This is a genomic window from Neorickettsia helminthoeca str. Oregon, from assembly GCF_000632985.1.
Taxonomy (GTDB): Bacteria; Pseudomonadota; Alphaproteobacteria; order Rickettsiales; family Anaplasmataceae; genus Neorickettsia; species Neorickettsia helminthoeca.
Genome location: NZ_CP007481.1, coordinates 261,954 through 277,648, shown reverse-complemented (window position 1 = coordinate 277,648; position 15,695 = coordinate 261,954). Strand labels below are relative to the sequence as shown.

The 15,695-nt window shown below is 42.1% G+C and carries 19 protein-coding genes, 1 tRNA gene and 1 pseudogene; 3 read left to right on the top strand and 18 right to left on the bottom strand.

Going from position 1 to position 15,695, the window contains the following annotated elements; genetic code table 11:
* Positions 1 to 5: 5 nt before the first annotated feature.
* The 12 genes and pseudogenes from NHE_RS04445 to NHE_RS01365 form a co-directional block, all read right to left on the bottom strand.
* Positions 6 to 586, bottom strand: a pseudogene (locus NHE_RS04445) (MutS-related protein).
* A gap of 353 nt (positions 587 to 939) precedes the next feature.
* A complete protein-coding gene (locus tag NHE_RS04440; RefSeq protein ID WP_232215016.1) occupies positions 940 to 1,248 on the bottom strand; it encodes a hypothetical protein in 309 nt (102 codons plus the stop codon).
* A 202-nt stretch (positions 1,249 to 1,450) separates the two neighbouring features.
* Positions 1,451 to 1,621: a hypothetical protein gene (locus tag NHE_RS04435; RefSeq protein WP_232215015.1), complete on the bottom strand. Its 171-nt coding sequence runs from the start codon at positions 1,619 to 1,621 to the stop codon at positions 1,451 to 1,453.
* Positions 1,612 to 1,959 (bottom strand): hypothetical protein, encoded by a 348-nt coding sequence (locus NHE_RS04430; RefSeq protein ID WP_038559186.1) that lies wholly within the window; start codon positions 1,957 to 1,959, stop codon positions 1,612 to 1,614. Before NHE_RS04430 ends, NHE_RS04435 begins: the two co-directional genes overlap by 10 nt.
* A gap of 184 nt (positions 1,960 to 2,143) precedes the next feature.
* A complete protein-coding gene (locus NHE_RS04425) occupies positions 2,144 to 2,386 on the bottom strand; it encodes a MutS N-terminal domain-containing protein (protein WP_232215039.1) in 243 nt (80 codons plus the stop codon).
* A 102-nt stretch (positions 2,387 to 2,488) separates the two neighbouring features.
* Complete coding sequence (locus NHE_RS01395; protein WP_038559180.1) at positions 2,489 to 2,671, bottom strand: hypothetical protein; 183 nt, start codon at positions 2,669 to 2,671, stop codon at positions 2,489 to 2,491.
* A 104-nt stretch (positions 2,672 to 2,775) separates the two neighbouring features.
* A complete protein-coding gene (gene cysS / locus NHE_RS01390) occupies positions 2,776 to 4,134 on the bottom strand; it encodes a cysteine--tRNA ligase (RefSeq protein WP_051579547.1) in 1,359 nt (452 codons plus the stop codon).
* A gap of 115 nt (positions 4,135 to 4,249) precedes the next feature.
* Entirely contained in the window at positions 4,250 to 4,705 is a 456-nt protein-coding gene (locus NHE_RS01385) for a hypothetical protein (protein WP_038559177.1), read from the bottom strand.
* Positions 4,706 to 4,726: 21 nt separating this feature from the next.
* Entirely contained in the window at positions 4,727 to 5,125 is a 399-nt protein-coding gene (locus NHE_RS01380) for a ferredoxin family protein (protein WP_038559174.1), read from the bottom strand.
* 220 nt (positions 5,126 to 5,345) lie between these two features.
* Complete coding sequence (locus NHE_RS04180) at positions 5,346 to 7,424, bottom strand: hypothetical protein (protein ID WP_051579546.1); 2,079 nt, start codon at positions 7,422 to 7,424, stop codon at positions 5,346 to 5,348.
* 124 nt (positions 7,425 to 7,548) lie between these two features.
* Positions 7,549 to 8,325 (bottom strand): transporter associated domain-containing protein, encoded by a 777-nt coding sequence (locus NHE_RS01370; protein WP_038559171.1) that lies wholly within the window; start codon positions 8,323 to 8,325, stop codon positions 7,549 to 7,551.
* A 287-nt stretch (positions 8,326 to 8,612) separates the two neighbouring features.
* Positions 8,613 to 8,686 (bottom strand) — tRNA-Arg (locus tag NHE_RS01365).
* 69 nt (positions 8,687 to 8,755) lie between these two features.
* On the opposite strand from NHE_RS01365, the gene NHE_RS01360 reads away from it, so the two are divergent.
* Positions 8,756 to 9,565 carry a pyruvate, water dikinase regulatory protein gene (locus tag NHE_RS01360; protein WP_038560444.1) on the top strand — a complete coding sequence of 270 codons (810 nt, stop codon included), beginning with the start codon at positions 8,756 to 8,758 and terminating at the stop codon, positions 9,563 to 9,565.
* Positions 9,566 to 9,651: 86 nt separating this feature from the next.
* On the opposite strand, the gene NHE_RS01355 is transcribed toward NHE_RS01360, so the two are convergent.
* From NHE_RS01355 to ygfZ, 6 genes are all read right to left on the bottom strand, one after another.
* On the bottom strand, positions 9,652 to 10,113 hold the full coding sequence (locus tag NHE_RS01355; protein WP_232215014.1) for a type II toxin-antitoxin system RatA family toxin: 462 nt from the start codon (positions 10,111 to 10,113) through the stop codon (positions 9,652 to 9,654).
* 53 nt (positions 10,114 to 10,166) lie between these two features.
* A complete protein-coding gene (lipA, locus tag NHE_RS01350; protein ID WP_038559168.1) occupies positions 10,167 to 11,057 on the bottom strand; it encodes a lipoyl synthase in 891 nt (296 codons plus the stop codon).
* The gene (gene rpmB, locus NHE_RS01345) at positions 11,032 to 11,334 is read right to left on the bottom strand and encodes a 50S ribosomal protein L28 (protein WP_038559164.1); all 303 of its coding nucleotides are present in this window, start codon (positions 11,332 to 11,334) and stop codon (positions 11,032 to 11,034) included. Before rpmB ends, lipA begins: the two co-directional genes overlap by 26 nt.
* Before the next feature lie 72 nt (positions 11,335 to 11,406).
* Positions 11,407 to 12,141, bottom strand: a complete 735-nt coding sequence (locus NHE_RS01340) for a pyridoxine 5'-phosphate synthase (RefSeq protein WP_038559161.1) — start codon at positions 12,139 to 12,141, stop codon at positions 11,407 to 11,409.
* A gap of 13 nt (positions 12,142 to 12,154) precedes the next feature.
* On the bottom strand, positions 12,155 to 12,457 hold the full coding sequence (gene yajC / locus NHE_RS01335) for a preprotein translocase subunit YajC (RefSeq protein WP_051579544.1): 303 nt from the start codon (positions 12,455 to 12,457) through the stop codon (positions 12,155 to 12,157).
* A 333-nt stretch (positions 12,458 to 12,790) separates the two neighbouring features.
* Entirely contained in the window at positions 12,791 to 13,567 is a 777-nt protein-coding gene (gene ygfZ, locus NHE_RS01330; protein WP_038559158.1) for a CAF17-like 4Fe-4S cluster assembly/insertion protein YgfZ, read from the bottom strand.
* 179 nt (positions 13,568 to 13,746) lie between these two features.
* Here ygfZ and NHE_RS04175 point away from each other — a divergent pair, with 179 nt between their 5' ends.
* Positions 13,747 to 14,013, top strand: coding sequence for a hypothetical protein (locus tag NHE_RS04175; protein WP_051579541.1), 267 nt, complete (start codon positions 13,747 to 13,749; stop codon positions 14,011 to 14,013).
* A gap of 43 nt (positions 14,014 to 14,056) precedes the next feature.
* Positions 14,057 to 15,685 (top strand): ComEC/Rec2 family competence protein, encoded by a 1,629-nt coding sequence (locus NHE_RS01325; protein WP_051579540.1) that lies wholly within the window; start codon positions 14,057 to 14,059, stop codon positions 15,683 to 15,685.
* The last annotated feature ends 10 nt before the right edge of the window (positions 15,686 to 15,695 follow it).

Here is a 15,695-nt window from a genome sequence, read left to right as displayed (position 1 = left end):
TAAAGCTACCGTAACTCACGCTCACATTGTTTGTGCACAGTGGAATCCTTCTCTCTTGCGATCTCCTTTGCTCTATCAATGATCGGCCTTGGTATACCGGATAACATAGCAGCGTGAATACCATAGGAATTATCACCCTTACCTGAAATCACTTTATACATAAGAAAGATCTCATCTCGCCACTTTTTCACTTCGACAGAGTGACACTTAATCCGTTTAAGCTTTTTTCTAGCTCGCACAGTTCATTGTAATGTGTAGCAAATATGGTCCTACAGTTTATCGAGTCGTGTGAATACTCAAGGACCACCTGAGCAATCGAAATGCCGTCTAGAGTCGATGTACCTCTCCCTACCTCATCCAGAATGACGAAGGACCTATCCGTAGCATTATTCACTATATTTGCTGTTTCAAGCATTTCAACCATGAACGTGGACTTGCCTTTGGCAATATTGTCCGAAGCACCAATACGAGTGAAGACTTTATCGACAACACCAATGTGTGCATAATCAGCAGGGACAAATGAACCCATCTGAACAAGAATCACAATCAATGCGTTTTGGCGAAGATATGTACTTTTCCCTGCCATGTTGGGACCCGTGAGAAGACAAATACGCTCCTCACTAGTGAAATGCGTATCATTTGGCACAAAAGAACCTGACTGTTCAACAAACGGATGCCTACCAGCAACTATATGTAACTCACTACTTTCATCGACTTTCAGCCGAACATACTTCCTCTGAGCTGCAAGCTCCACACATGAAACTACAACATCAAGCTCTGCAATCGTAGCGATGAGTTCCTCCAGGGGTTGCTCGAAATCCAGAATTTTCCTATATAGTCCACTGAACAATTCTAATTCCAAGTTTCTATAATTTTCCTTGGCCTTTGCAATCTGCGCTTCAAGATTTTGGAGCTCCAACGCAGTATAACGTATGTTATTCAGAAGAGACTGACGGTGGATAAAATTTGACTATCGAGGATCCCTGCAGATTTAGGAACTTCGACGTAGTAACCTATGAGATTCTTCTTACCAAGTTTTAAGTTGGAAACTTTAGTGCTTCCCCTGTACGTGAGACACAAATCATTGATCACCTTATCCACGTTGACGGACAATTCGTATAGCTCTAGCAACTTCGGATGATAATGTGGATCCAAAAAAGAACCACCTACCTTTCTACTCGCGGATGGAAGAATTGCATTCTTCAATACGCCCATGAACTCATCATCTGGGCTGAATTTCTTATACACTTCCCCGATGTAATCATTCTTGAGAAAATGAGAGAATCATTTAGCTAACAACAACGATGCCTTAATACAATTCAGAAGTGTGAGACAATCTATTGGCCCCTTCTATTCAGGCTGATGCGAGATAACACTCTCTCACCATCAGAGGCGTTACTGAGGAGCTGATGCACACCCTTTCTGAGCGACTCTTGTAAGAAAAAGAGCTCTACTTTATCAACTCTACTTTATCTTGTCTATTTCTGATTTCTCCGTTGATGTCTGTTGAAGAAATCAGATAATCTTTGAGTAATCTCTTTCCGAGTACGGTACATGTCTGCTCTATAGTCTGGAAGAGGCTATTCCTCTCACCTGGACACTGTGATTGTATTAACTCCAAACCTCTGACAGTTGAAGCATCCATCTCAAGATAACAACTCTGATCATACTTTTAGGAAATTCGAGTTGCTTTAACTCTCCCATTTGTGTTGCCCTAGCGTATGCTATGAGGACACCACATGCTATTACTTCACAGTCGGACTGGATATTCATGAAACTGAGCTGAGCAACATTATAGAATCCCTTGATCTCATTTTCAGCTGATTCTTTATCGAACATATTGCGCGGATGCTTTGTTACTGGCACATGCGTCTGCTCAATCAATTTTTTCAGAGCGACACTAATATCTTCGGGAATCAAGATTTCTTTAGGCGAAATTTTTTCAAGATAGGTTCCCAAATATTCGGGCAGGCTCCTAGTGAAAAAAACTTCTTAGTTGATATATCTGACAATGCAACACCGAGCTCATCCCTTTTAGGTGTAATACAAAGAAGGTAATTATGTTCAGCTCCTATAAGAAGGCTTTTCTCAAGGCTTTTCTCAGTTAATGTTCCTGGGGTAATAAGTCGAGCAACCCCCCTCCTCACGATGGCGCACGAACCACGCTTTTTGCTTCTTTTGAGGTTTCTATTTGCTCACAAATCGCTACTTTACGACCTTCTTTTATCAGCTTACTGATGTATGTCTCACATGACGAGGCTGGAATCCCACACATCGGGACATCTTTGCCATTATGAGTACCTCTACGAGTAAGTTGGAGCCCAAGAAGTGCTGGGACCTCCTTCGCATCATTGAAGAACATTTCATAAAAGTCACCCGACCCTATAAAAATCGCTGCATCAGGGCACTGAACACGAACTTCTAGATATCTACGTAGAGCCGGAGGTAGACTCTCTGATATCTAAAAAACACGACCGGAAAAATAGAATTATCTCCTATTTTCTACACCCGTACCAACCCCTTTGGGATTACCAAGGGATTGCACCTTGAACGCTTCTTCATTGAGATTCTGATGCAAACCAATATCACTCGCGAGCTGCAGAATCCTAGACTGCAATTCAGCAGAACTACTACTAACTTCTTCCTCAATTTTGGGTAGGGGGTTTAGCATAGGCGTAAGCTGATATACAGTAAAGAGCTTCTTTCCGGGATTATACCTATAGTATACAACAAGCCACACTCAAAAGCAAGTCTAGGAAGAGGGGGGTATACCGGTTAGAGCATTATCCAATCCGTGGTACCGTCTTTTAAATCTCGAAGCAAAACCCCCTTTTGGGCGAGGGTATCGCGAATTTTATCCGCTTCCACGAAATTTCTTTGCTGCCTGAAGGCAACCCTTTCCTGAATCTGAGAAGTAATAAAATCTTCAGATATCACGGACTGACTCGCCTGTAAATCGATTCCAAGAAATAACAATAAGGTATTAAGAAGAACTGCGTACTGCTGCGCTTTACTATGATCACCTAAGTGGATTTTATCTCTTAGTTCATATAGAAGAGCGATCGCAGCAGGAGTATTGAAATCATCGCTCATACTGATGAAGAACTTCTCCATATATCCGTCACAATCATCTTCCGTGGTTTTGGAGAGAGCATTGTTGTCAATCAGTACAATTTTGAACTTCATCAAAGAGTTTACTGCTTCCTGTACAATTTTCGGACACCAATCCATAGGTTTACTGTAATGAGTACTTATCAGGATAAAACGAATGGTATTCGGTGTGACTCCATTCTTGATCAGGGTATCAACATTGATGATATTACCGAGAGATTTGCTCATCTTCTCCCCGTTGACTGTGAGAAAGCCATTGTGTATCCAGTAACGGGCAAACTTCGAGCCAGGATTAGCGCACACACTTTGAGCAATTTCATTTTCGTGATGTGGGAACTTCAAATCTGCACCGCCCCCATGGATATCAAAATCCGCTCCTAGAGTTGTCAGGATCATAGCTGAGCACTCTATATGCCACCCTGGTCTTCCATTTCCCCAGGGACTCGGCCAATATACCTCATCATCATGTTTCCACAAGACGAAGTCTCCAGGATGTCTCTTATTTTCATCACCATCTATCCGAACGCCATAGACCAACTCATCTATCTTTTTTTTCGAAAGTGCACCGTAATCCTTGAAAGAGCTCACATCAAAATAGACGCTTCCACCAGCACGATAAGCGTTCCCGCTCTCAACAAGCGATCGAATAATTGAAATCATTTGCTCTATATTTTCAGTTGCCCTTGGCTCGAAGCTCGGTGGAAGGCAGTTCATGAGCTTTAGATGTTCGCGAAAGATTTTCTCATAGCGCAGTGCAATTTCAGAGTACTCAACACCTTGAGTCAACGAAGCATTTATGATTTTGTCGTCTATGTCAGTGATATTACGTACATACACAACCCTAGTGAATGCTTTGCGCAATACTCGATACACGATATCATAAACAACAGCGGCCCTGATATTCCCTATATGAGGCACATCATAGACGGTCGGACCACACACATACATGCGGACCTCATCCCCATTTATTGGAATGAAATCTCTCTTCACTCCGGAAAGAGTATCATAAACCTTTATTTTCATTACACCTCGACAAGTCGACCAGAGAGACTAGAACAAACTACCGGAACCAAGCGGACTCAGACAAGCAGGAACGCGAATCCACATACCTACCAGCTCCGAAGAGGAATCCGGAAGACTAATTATATTCCTCATCGATCTTCTTCTTGATGTGCTCAGGCGGATCCTCTCCCCAGCCGGAATACAACACTTCCCCATAATCTTTGACATCCAGTGAACCGCTTTTTGCTGCTGCAAGAAACATCTCCTTTTTTACCTTGTCTACCAGCACATAATGCCAAGCTGCTCTGTCTCTATCCTTACCACGCACGAGGTAGACGCAATCACTACGTTTTTTCCTAACACCCTCTGCAAACCCGGCGGCATCTTTCCTACTTTTCTGCACACTCCGCTGGGATGCAAAATCACCACTCGCTTTCGAAGTCGCAAACTTTTCAGAGAATCTACCAGAAGTCACAGGAGTACTCTTACTGAAACGAGAGGCAAAACCACCTCCCCCGCTATCACCACCTTCACCAGAAGGCTTCCTTTTTTTTAGACGGTCAAGAAATGACTCTTTACTATCGGCACTCATAAAACTTAACTAACCACATATTCACCCATTCTCTGCATCTTTTATAAACTGTATCTTATTGTCAATTGCACTCCAAACATCGGCTTCTACCATAGGGTCTTTCTTTGCAACTATCACTGGGAGTTCAGCTGACCTCTTTCTATTGAAGGTCGCCATGAATTTCACGTTAGACTGCCTCTCAGTGAGTACTGAAGAATCTTTTTCGGAAACAATAGCCTCCAAGGATTTTCCGTCGATATAAGTTTCATCGTTGACTATAGCTTCTATCGGACACTCAGGGACGCACACACCACAATCTATACAGACCTCAGGATCGATAACAAGATACTCCTCTCCCTCATGGAAGCAATCAACTGGACACACTTCGACACAATCAGTATACTTGCACTTCACACATTTCTCTGTGACAACGTGAGGCATTTATAGAACTCAACTGAGCACTTGACTATTATAGTCTAGCTAATATAGGAAAACTAATCAAATCCACAATCATAGTGATATCTAAGCAACCATGAGAACACATCCACACTGAGATAATTCTGATCAAATCACAGAAGCGTGCTCCGGGAAATGTTCCAGAGTATCATTAGGATGGAGTACACTCAGTACTCGATTTACGCATAGCCTTCGAAAAACACGTTTATTTAGCTCTACACACGTCAGCTGCAGCACCTGCACTAGGTGTAGGATCAGGTGCAATATGTACTTCATTAGCAGCAGTGACGCCACTAGTAATCGGTAAACCGCTCCTTGGATCCAGAAGAACCCCAGAGAGCAAAGGTTTTTGACTAGACTCTATAGGGGTAAGACAACAGTATTCAACCAACCCAGGAATGGCAGCCATAGAGGCTTTTACCTCAGCAGCGTCATTCGCAAGACTCTGATACATGAACTTCACCCCAACATCAACACCCTGAGATCCGCGCTTAGATTCTAAGTCAGAGATTTTTTGGTTACATCCTTCAACAAGACTATCCAGGCAAGCCGCTATATTAGTAGGTAGTAAATCTTTCTGCTCCCCCGACAAATACATGGAACCACTGGATTGTAGCTGCTGCGCAACTAGTTTTAGGCCCTCAAGATCATTTCTATCGATACATTTCTCAAGATCAAAATACTTATTGTCCATCGTATTAAGCATCCGGGAAGCACCCTCGATTATCGCACGTTTATCCCCAGTACCGACCGGCTTAAGCATTAGTCCTTTGTTTGCCCATAGCGGAACAGGGGTGGAAGGCGCGGCCTTACCAGATCTAGATATGGATCCAGCAAGCGCTAGGACTTGCTGTTGAAGACCGCTCAATCCTGCTGTACACGACGCACTAGTATCAAACACCACTCTCGGTGCCTCAGTACCTTTCTCTTCAGGAGCATCTGTCTGCACCTCTACTTCACTCATCGTCTGGGTTGATGCTGCACCAGTACTCCTCTCAGGTTCTTCAGGAGCATCTGTCTGCACCTCTACTTCACTCATCGTCTGGGTTGATGCTGCACCAGTACTCCTCTCAGGTTCTTCAGGAGCATCTGTCTGCACCTCTACTTCACTCATCGTCTGGGTTGATGCTGCACCAGTACTCCTCTCAGGTTCTTCAGGAGCATCTGTCTGCACCTCTACTTCACTCATCGTCTGGGTTGATGCTGCACCAGTACTCCTCTCAGGTTCTTCAGGAGCATCTGTCTGCACCTCTACTTCACTCATCGTCTGGGTTGATGCTGCACCAGTACTCCTCTCAGGTTCTTCAGGAGCATCTGTCTGCACCTCTACTTCACTCATCGTCTGGGTTGATGCTGCACCAGTACTCCTCTCAGGTTCTTCAGGAGCATCTGTCTGCACCTCTACTTCACTCATCGTCTGGGTTGATGCTGCACCAGTACTCCTCTCAGGTTCTTCAGGAGCATCTGTCTGCACCTCTACTTCACTCATCGTCTGGGTTGATGCTGCACCAGTACTCCTCTCAGGTTCTTCAGGAGCATCTGTCTGCACCTCTACTTCACTCATCGTCTGGGTTGATGCTGCACCAGTACTCCTCTCAGGTTCTTCAGGAGCATCAGGCCGCGTTTCAACATTACGCTCCTGGTTATGAGCAGGATTCTGATCAAGCCCGCCTTCTTGTGTAGTACCAAAATCAACTCCAGTCGGCTTCCACAACCTATGGACAGCCTCCTCTACTGATTCCCGATGCTCTATACCAAGAGCACTTATCGCTGATGCAACACGTCTTGTAAACTCATCCTTATCCGCGCAAAGTGGGATCCTCACCACAACTGAAGCCTGGTTACTCTTTCCGGTCTCCCTTACGTCAATTCCTCCACCACCCAAAGCCAATAGCTCTATGTGTAACTTGTAGAGCGGATTGCCCTCATTAAGTTTCCTTGATTCTTCTAGATCTAACCCCAAACTGACACTCTCAAAGTACGACTCGAGTTTTACGATATCGCTGTGCGGCACAAGCGCCCTTGGCACAGCGAATTCGACTATATTAGCTCCGGCTAGACTCTTTGCAGCACGCTTCCAATCTGCATCCAATTTATTCTTTGTGAAATTACTTGTATTAGCTTTATGTAAGACATTCCAGTCCTTCGCGCCAGAGATCATGCCATCGAATTTCTCTGCGACACTCCGCTTTATTCCACGCGGAGTTGCAGTCACAACAGCGCCAACACCCCTAGCTAATGTTCCACCAGCCGTTTTGAGCACTTTCCATGTTCTTGCTAGCATATAACCCTCCTACACACCTGCCAATTCCGTTTTTTGTTTAGGAATAGTACAATTATACCACAGTGGTCTGATAGACCACAAAGAAACATATATGAACTAAGAGATAAACCCAAATACTAGACAATCACTTTTCACAATTAGAGGCATCTACTAGAACCACATTTATCCTCTTGTTATCGGCATCTAGAATGGAAAACATAACCCCTTCAGGCGACGTCACAATATCACCCACTGAAGGAACCTTACCTGCAATACTAAAGATATACCCACCTAATGTCCTAAAATTATCCCCTACTTCGAATTCTAGACCAGACTTATCAAGAAACTCTTTCATCTCAATTCTTGCGGAAACCTCAAACTTGTGCTCAGAGAGTCTCAGCAAGAATGGTTCCGAATTGATATCATGTTCATCGTGGATGTCTCCAAGAATTTGCTCCACCACATCCGTCATCGTTACAATCCCGACAGTCGCACCGAACTCATCCACTACTATCGCCATGTGTACATGAGCCACCTTCATCTTCATAAGCAAAGCGGAGACCTTCATCGAGGGCGGGACACAGATAATTTTGCGAAGAACATCCATAATACTAAACTCATTACCGACATTGTTCAGAACATCTTTGATGTGGATAAAACCAATGATTTTATCTAAGTTACCATCGAAGACTGGCGTCCTACTGTGACTAATTTCCTTGAATGACCTCAGATCGTCACTTTTGATCGATACGTCAATAGCCACTATCTTGGAGCGTTCCACCATGATGTCCTCCACATATATACTATCCAGCTTTGAAATCAGCGAACCTGCAGAATTGACAGGCTCACTCGGCTTTTCTGAAATTAGCCTCTTAAAGAAACTAAGTATGGGATTACCAAAGACACATAGACGAGCAGACATTCTAATCCAGAAATTTTACTTTGTAAATCAAGTGATAACCAAATAAGGGATCATCCTTGCAAAACTGAAGACCAATGGGAAGCTACTGCAGCATCATGGTAGAAGAAGGCTATGAACAAAGTATTAACACACGACTCACGTTGCGAAAGAAATGTCATGAAGCAGATGCGCAAACGGGCAAAATGAATAATCTTGAGGGTCCCACACGACAAATTAGGACTCCAAATCAGCTTGTCCGAAAAAGGAAGATGAAAACCAAACTTAGAAGCAGAACGAGTAAACAAAAATACGCCCTAGAGGAGTCGAACCTCTGACCCACAGCTTAGAAGGCTGTTGCTCTATCCAGCTGAGCTAAGGGCGCATACAATGTAAATCGAATATTGGAGGTAGCCTGAAACCATCCGACAGAGAGTATAAATCAATATCGCAAATGAAACAACTGAACGTCCACTTGATCTCAGACCAGGGAGTTGATGCTTTATTATCAGTCTCAAGAGAATCACTAGCCAGGTTCAAGAACCTGGAAGTTATAGAGAGTGTCTGGCCACTCACAGACAGCGTCGAAAAATTGCAGCGGATACTCACGAATATCAATGGCAAAGCCTTTATCCTGTACGCAATAAAGGATCGGTTGATACGTGATACATTGAAGGAATTCTGTCAAACAATGAGGATACCTTGTATTCCGATTCTCTCGAGGATAATACGGGAACTCTCATCATACCTAAATCAGGGACCTACTGATGCATCAAAGGAAGAGTATCATCGTTTTAATGAGGACTACTTCGCTAGAATTGACGCAATGAATTATATGCTCTCACATGATGACGGACAGAATACCTGGGATCTGGATGAAGCAGATGTCATTATCGTTGGTCCTTCGCGTACTTCGAAATCTCCAACAAGCGTGTATTTATCATATCGAGGCTATAAGGTCGCGAACATACCATTCGTTAATAATATTCCTCTGCCGGAGAGTCTGATCAAGCTAAAACACGTCCTGGTAATTGGGCTAACAATCAACCCAGATAGACTGATTGAAATAAGGAAACAAAGACTTTCATTGTCACAAAACCATGATAATCCAGTATACGCGGGCAGGGAGCAAATATTGGATGAGCTGACTAACGCAAAACGAGTATTTATGCAGAACAACTGGCCAATCATTGATGTAACACATAGATCAGTTGAAGAGATCGCAGCAACAATCATAAAGGAACTCACAATAAGGCAGTATTAATCATTATGTGATCGCCAACATCATCCATGAAGAGAAAGCATTAATCGTCCTACTCTGAGCAATGCCGCACAATTGATCTTACATACTCATCCATTATCAGGTAGGCTGCCGCATCTGTTCTCGAAGGCGCTGATAATCCTCCTCTGAGCGATATTGTACATCATATTCAATATTAACTGCATGAACTTCGATCTAAATGAGTATTCTATATAGAAAGTTACCCTAGATCCTTTTCCTTCGGGATGAAATTTCCATAAGTTATATAAGTACTTAAACGCACCTTCAGTTGACTTCACCTCAATGAAACCAGCTTCCTCATTTCCCGGAGGTAAGAACTTTATCAACGATACATAGGTAGCTACTATTCCCTTGAATGAGGCTACCACTTCAGCTTTAATCTCGTTCTCTGCTTTTGAGATGACTCTGATCTTCTGACACCATGGGATGAACTCATGATAACACTCAATGTCCAGGACAATCTCAAAGACGTGCATAGCACTAAAAGGCAAGACTCTCTCATCCCGATAAGAACTTTTCTTGAACATCATACTACTTCCAAGGGGTAAAGAAGAAGACAGAAAAAATTGTAAAGCAAGGACCTCTAGACCGCCATAGAGGACGCAGCAGCGCGTGCTTCTCTGAGGCGTTTAAAATCCTCATCCGCGTGATATGAAGAACGCGTCAGTGGACTGGATGAAACCATCAGAAATCCCTTTGAGTAGGCAGCATCCTTATAGTACTGAAACTCTTCATCTGTAGCATAATGCTTGACTTCGATGTGTTTCGTCGTCGGCTGAAGGTACTGCCCAATTGTAAGGAAATCGACTCCAGCAACACGCATATCGTCCATGACTTGCAGGATCTCACCTCGCTCTTCACCGAGTCCCACCATTAATCCAGATTTCGTAAAAATCGCAGGATTTTTTCTTTTCACTTCTTCCAGCAGCGACAGGCTGTTGAAATATTTAGCTTTTATTCTCACCTTTGGATGCAACCGCGGAACTGTTTCTATGTTGTGATTAAACACATCAGGATTTGCCTCAATGAGGATATCTCGTGCGCTCGCTTTCCCTAGAAAATCAGGAGTAAGAACTTCGATAGTAGTATCCACAGAAGTCTCTCTGATTCTTCTAATACATTCTGCAAAATGGGCAGCACCGCCGTCTTCGAGATCATCTCTATCGACAGAAGTTATTACAACATGCTTTAGTCCCAACTTGGAAATCACCTTCGCAAGTTTTTCCGGCTCATGAGGATCAAGAAGATCAGGCTTTCCGGTAGCAACATTACAGAATCTACACGCTCTTGTACACACCGACCCTAAAATCATCACCGTGACATGCTTCTTGCTCCAACACTCAGAAACATTGGGGCAGGCAGCTTCCTGACAGACAGTATTCAAGCTGTACAAAGTGACAAGATCGAGAGTCTCCTGAAAAGCAGGATTACTCTGTGCTACACGGACCCTAGGCTTCTTGACGAGTTGATGCATCGATTCTCTTAGCGATACGTTTCTTCAAAGCTAAAGCTGCTTTGCTGAGTTTTGCATTTTTGGTATTCACCAAGAAATCATCCAGTCCACCCTTGAAATCAATCGTGCGAATTGTCTTAACAGACACTTTAAATCTGAACCTTTGATTCAAGATCTGGCTACAGACCGTGATATCTTGAAGATTCGGCATAAACTTTCTCTTCGATTTCCGGTTAGAATGGGAGACGGTATTACCATTCTGCCATTTGTGGCCAGTTAACTCACAAGCATTACTCATTTCTGATTAACAAAAGACTAGTATCAGTTACTAGATATATAACACAGCATCAGTGGAATACCAGCTACACTCTCATCCATTAGCAATCGAAACATATTTCCTAAGCGTCCTAGGAAAACCTTGCAAGAATGACTCCACGATCAGTGCATGCCCAACGGACACTTCATCTGGTTTTATTTTGTTTATGACAGTAGAAATATTTACAAGACTGATATCATGACCCAGATTCACTTTTAATCCGAGATTTCTAGCTTCGAGTGCAGCGAAATGCAGTCTTCTCACTTCCTTGGACTCACGATGTGTACAGAAAGCGCGTGCGTACCATTTTGCATGGAGTTCTACTGCATCACAACCAATTTCAGCGGCGTACGCAACGGATGCAGGTTCCGGCTCGATAAAAAGACTGATCCTCACATCTCGCGCTGCTTTCAAGTCCTTGATCGCAGACATAAGACTATCTCTCTTCTCATTGAGGGAGAAACCTCGCTCAGTTGTCTTTTCACCTTCTCTTACCGGAACAATAGTGAACTGATGAATACCATGAGATTTCACAAGATCTAATAACTCCTCTCTTAGATCACCTTCAAGGTTGAATTCAACTTCTCCTGAGCTGACCTCCTTCAGATTGAGTATGGTCTGGACATCTTCTACAGTAGAGTGCCTCGCGTCGGCTCTGGGATGGAGTGTGATACCTGTACAACCATTCATAATGCCCAAGTTCGCAACATATTTTATGTCGGGACTATCACCACCTCTCGCATTTCTAATGAGAGCAACCTTATTCAAATTGATACTTATCCTAGTCATGATCGTAGCCTCCCTACTTTTTCTCTAAAACAAAACTCTTTAAAATCTTTACCACCACAGCGTCAGCAATTTGCAGATGTATCATATTATTCTTCTCATCTATTTTTGTAATCACTCCGGAAATGCCTCCACTCGTGACTATCGAATCACCAATTTTTAGGGCATCAAGCATTGCTTGGTGCTCCTTAACCTTTTTACTCTGCGGACGGATCACAAAAATGTAGAAAACAAGAAAGACTATTCCTAAAGGAACCAAACTCATGAACACAGAATCCGAACCTGTGCTAGCACTTGCGAGGATGTTTGAAAAAAGCATAAAAGTCTTCGAACCAAATGACTAGAATATAACATATAGCATTCACCATAAACCTATCTTACACACAGGTGAAGATGAAATAGTCTACATCTCTATTTTTCACAAAGAGTAGAGGATTGCTATCGGTCCTATAATTTGAATAAAACACTATTTACATAAAACTGATAGCAAAAGCTAAACTAGCTATGATGCCTTCTTATTCTGTATAGGTTTCACAACCTTACCAATTCAAATAAAACTTTACAAGTATTTAAATAAAAGTGTTATGATATTAGGTTTTATCATAATAACGATATTCTTTTAAATAATAAAGTTAAAGTATAATTACCTACATTAGGATATGATTACTTTATTAGCTTTATACTGAATATCCAGAAAATTAGATATCTTATCCTTTTCCAGTAAAATCAGTCCGCAATTCCCGCAACATGAGGATAGGTAACCGATTATTTCACCATTCACGGATAGGCTTTCTCCTTCTTCAAAATGAACACCTCCGGTACATTCGACGCAAAATAATTCTCTTTTTACGAGACCCTGCAATCTGAATCTAGAAATCACTTCTTGACCGACATAGCATCCCTTATCAAAATCGAATGCATAATTCAGTCCATAATCCAGTGGAAAGACATTGAAAGTAAGTTCTTTTCCGGCTTCTGGGATTTTATTTCGAATTCTCTCTAACTGATACCGCTCTGAACATTCCATAGAACTGACATAGGCAGCCCCTGATGTAATTACACGAAATCCCAGGCTGGCACTACGTGGATCCTTGACACAGATGATATGATCATCCGAATCTGTTACCTCAAAAGTGATGTATGAAGAATAAAATTTTTCTTTGACTTCGATTGTTTTCTTAAAATTATATAGGTTCAGTAGACTCAAAATTGCTTCTTTGTTACAGCTGTGTGTCTCCAACAGAATACTGGAAGCATCATAGCTATAAACGAATAAATCACATATTAATCTCCCCTTTGGGGTCAATATCAATGCGTAGATACAGTCTTTCAAGTACCCGATATTCCGAGTGATTATTCCCTGAAGAAAAGACTTTACATTTTTCCCAGTGATTAAGTAGAGCACTGTATCCACTTTGAAACAGTTCATAAGCCAAAGTTATAGGAAGATTGCCATCCAATTATATCTCTCAAACTAGGATTTTCACTATTACATCAATCACTGGGACCATTGTAGCGTCACAAACATATTTCTATTATGAACGCCACACTCCCGATGTTCCGGAAAAAAATATTAAAATCGTAGCAATATTTTTAAAAGATTAGATTTTGCTTATATCGGGGCAAACGAATTATTTCCTGTGGGTACCATCTTTACTGAGTATAGGGGTCATCATCTTTTTCGAATACACATTCTACCCAAAACTGACTCACTTCTTGTGTGCACTCGGGGTGCTATTAGGGCAAGTAGTATTGGCTTTGAAGATCAAAGCTAGTAGAAAAGCACTATTCTTAAGTATTACCATCTGCGTCGGGTTTGCCATTGCAGAAATACGAACAGTCATTTCCTACGCGGAGATAGCTGGACTCCTCTAGCTACATACGAAACAAATTAGGAACGATAAAAAGTGTTTCGAGTATGGGAAATAGGATCTCGATCACAATCGAACATGAGAAAAGTCTCTTAAAGTTGTATTCAAGACAGAAACTTGAAGAATTGAATCCAGGTGACATAGTGAGGTTTTCTGCGTATATAGAGCCTTCTAGAGGGGCGGTCACACCTTCTGGTCACGAATTCTCTAAATTTCACTATTTCGCTAACATAAGGGCAACTGGTAGGATCGTTGGAGAGGTCCAAGTAATACAAGCAACGAAACACAAACCAATTTTTTGGATAATAAGGCGAAAAATACACAAAAAATTAAAATATAACTTACCAGAAATACACGCTGAAATAGCAGCAGCGCTGACAATAGGGAAAAAAGATGGAATAAACAACAACGTAATAGCAACATTTAGAAAATCTGGGACCTTCCATTTGTTGGCAATCTCGGGTCTACATATGGGATTAGTAGGATTATTCTTTTTCGCTCTATTTAGGAGATCTTGCACACTATCCGAGTATCTGACACTTAGATATGACATAAAAAAGATATCTGCCTTCGCTGGAATAGCATCGAGTCTTTTTTACTTACAAATTTCTTGTGGACAGGTATCGGCACAAAGAGCATGCATCATGACCTGTACTTTCTTCCTCTCGATACTCATTGACAGAAAGCCGGATATATTCCGCTCTACTACACTTGCAGCGATAATTTTGATCGTTTTATATCCAGAGAACATCTTCAAACCGGGTTTCCAGATGTTATTTTTTGCAGTGTCCGGGATATGTTCGTGTACGAGCAACAACCATGACACACTGTTCCGACCGACGCTGAAAAAGAAGATTCTCGGAAATTTTTCACATCTCCATAACCCAAGTGAGAAAAAACCAGGACATTACCTAATAAGGAAGACTCTTGTCACACTTTCCAGACTTCTTGTTTACACAGGCAAAATAGCAAAGATCTCTATCTTCGCGACTGCTGCTACAAGTCCTTTTGTGATTTATCATTTTCACTATTTTTCACTTACCGGGATCTTTGCAAACGCTGTCGCAATACCGGTGACGACATTTTTGATCATTCCAACACTGATAGCGATTCTAGCTTCGATGCCTATATGTGACTCGCATACCTTATATATCCTCCTCGAAATCGAAATAGAATCCTTAATCCGGCTCATGGAAGCTTTTAATAGATTAAACTTTGGTTATACAGATATACACGGCTTTTCTGGTATGACACTACTATTAATATCATTCGGCACTCTGATCCTACTCATAGGTAAGACTTCCAAGAAGTATTATGGGATAGCAATTATTACAGTCGGCGGAATGCTGATCAAACACAGTGAACTTCCAGATATTTTCATTTCGGAGAAAAATATCGCTATACCTGGATACAATGACTCTACCTATTTTCTCAATGCAAGAAATGCACCCAAGAACTTCACAGCAAGAAACTGGAGTCAGTACCTGGGAGATTATCGCAACACGGTGTCACACTCAGATAATCCAGAAATAGAAAAAACGGATCAAAGCTCATACCTGTACAGGAAGAACGGAAAAGTAATATTGATTGATTACAACAGTCAAAACCCTGAACAAAAACAGCGCTATGTATTTAGTAATCACGCCGAGAACCGTCTCGGATTGGATGTCAGGTAAGAATACTGTG

What these genes read in the sequence shown, in the direction of transcription:
- NHE_RS01395 (WP_038559180.1), bottom strand. Translation starts at nt 2,671, where the DNA reads ATGCTAAACCCCCTACCCAAAATTGAGGAAGAAGTTAGTAGTAGTTCT.
- cysS (WP_051579547.1), bottom strand. Translation starts at nt 4,134, where the DNA reads ATGAAAATAAAGGTTTATGATACTCTTTCCGGAGTGAAGAGAGATTTC.
- NHE_RS01385 (WP_038559177.1), bottom strand. Translation starts at nt 4,705, where the DNA reads ATGAGTGCCGATAGTAAAGAGTCATTTCTTGACCGTCTAAAAAAAAGG.
- NHE_RS01380 (WP_038559174.1), bottom strand. Translation starts at nt 5,125, where the DNA reads ATGCCTCACGTTGTCACAGAGAAATGTGTGAAGTGCAAGTATACTGAT.
- NHE_RS04180 (WP_051579546.1), bottom strand. Translation starts at nt 7,424, where the DNA reads ATGCTAGCAAGAACATGGAAAGTGCTCAAAACGGCTGGTGGAACATTA.
- NHE_RS01370 (WP_038559171.1), bottom strand. Translation starts at nt 8,325, where the DNA reads ATGTCTGCTCGTCTATGTGTCTTTGGTAATCCCATACTTAGTTTCTTT.
- NHE_RS01360 (WP_038560444.1), top strand. Translation starts at nt 8,756, where the DNA reads ATGAAACAACTGAACGTCCACTTGATCTCAGACCAGGGAGTTGATGCT.
- NHE_RS01355 (WP_232215014.1), bottom strand. Translation starts at nt 10,113, where the DNA reads ATGATGTTCAAGAAAAGTTCTTATCGGGATGAGAGAGTCTTGCCTTTT.
- lipA (WP_038559168.1), bottom strand. Translation starts at nt 11,057, where the DNA reads ATGCATCAACTCGTCAAGAAGCCTAGGGTCCGTGTAGCACAGAGTAAT.
- rpmB (WP_038559164.1), bottom strand. Translation starts at nt 11,334, where the DNA reads ATGAGTAATGCTTGTGAGTTAACTGGCCACAAATGGCAGAATGGTAAT.
- NHE_RS01340 (WP_038559161.1), bottom strand. Translation starts at nt 12,141, where the DNA reads ATGACTAGGATAAGTATCAATTTGAATAAGGTTGCTCTCATTAGAAAT.
- yajC (WP_051579544.1), bottom strand. Translation starts at nt 12,457, where the DNA reads ATGCTTTTTTCAAACATCCTCGCAAGTGCTAGCACAGGTTCGGATTCT.
- ygfZ (WP_038559158.1), bottom strand. Translation starts at nt 13,567, where the DNA reads ATGAACTGTTTCAAAGTGGATACAGTGCTCTACTTAATCACTGGGAAA.
- NHE_RS01325 (WP_051579540.1), top strand. Translation starts at nt 14,057, where the DNA reads ATGGGAAATAGGATCTCGATCACAATCGAACATGAGAAAAGTCTCTTA.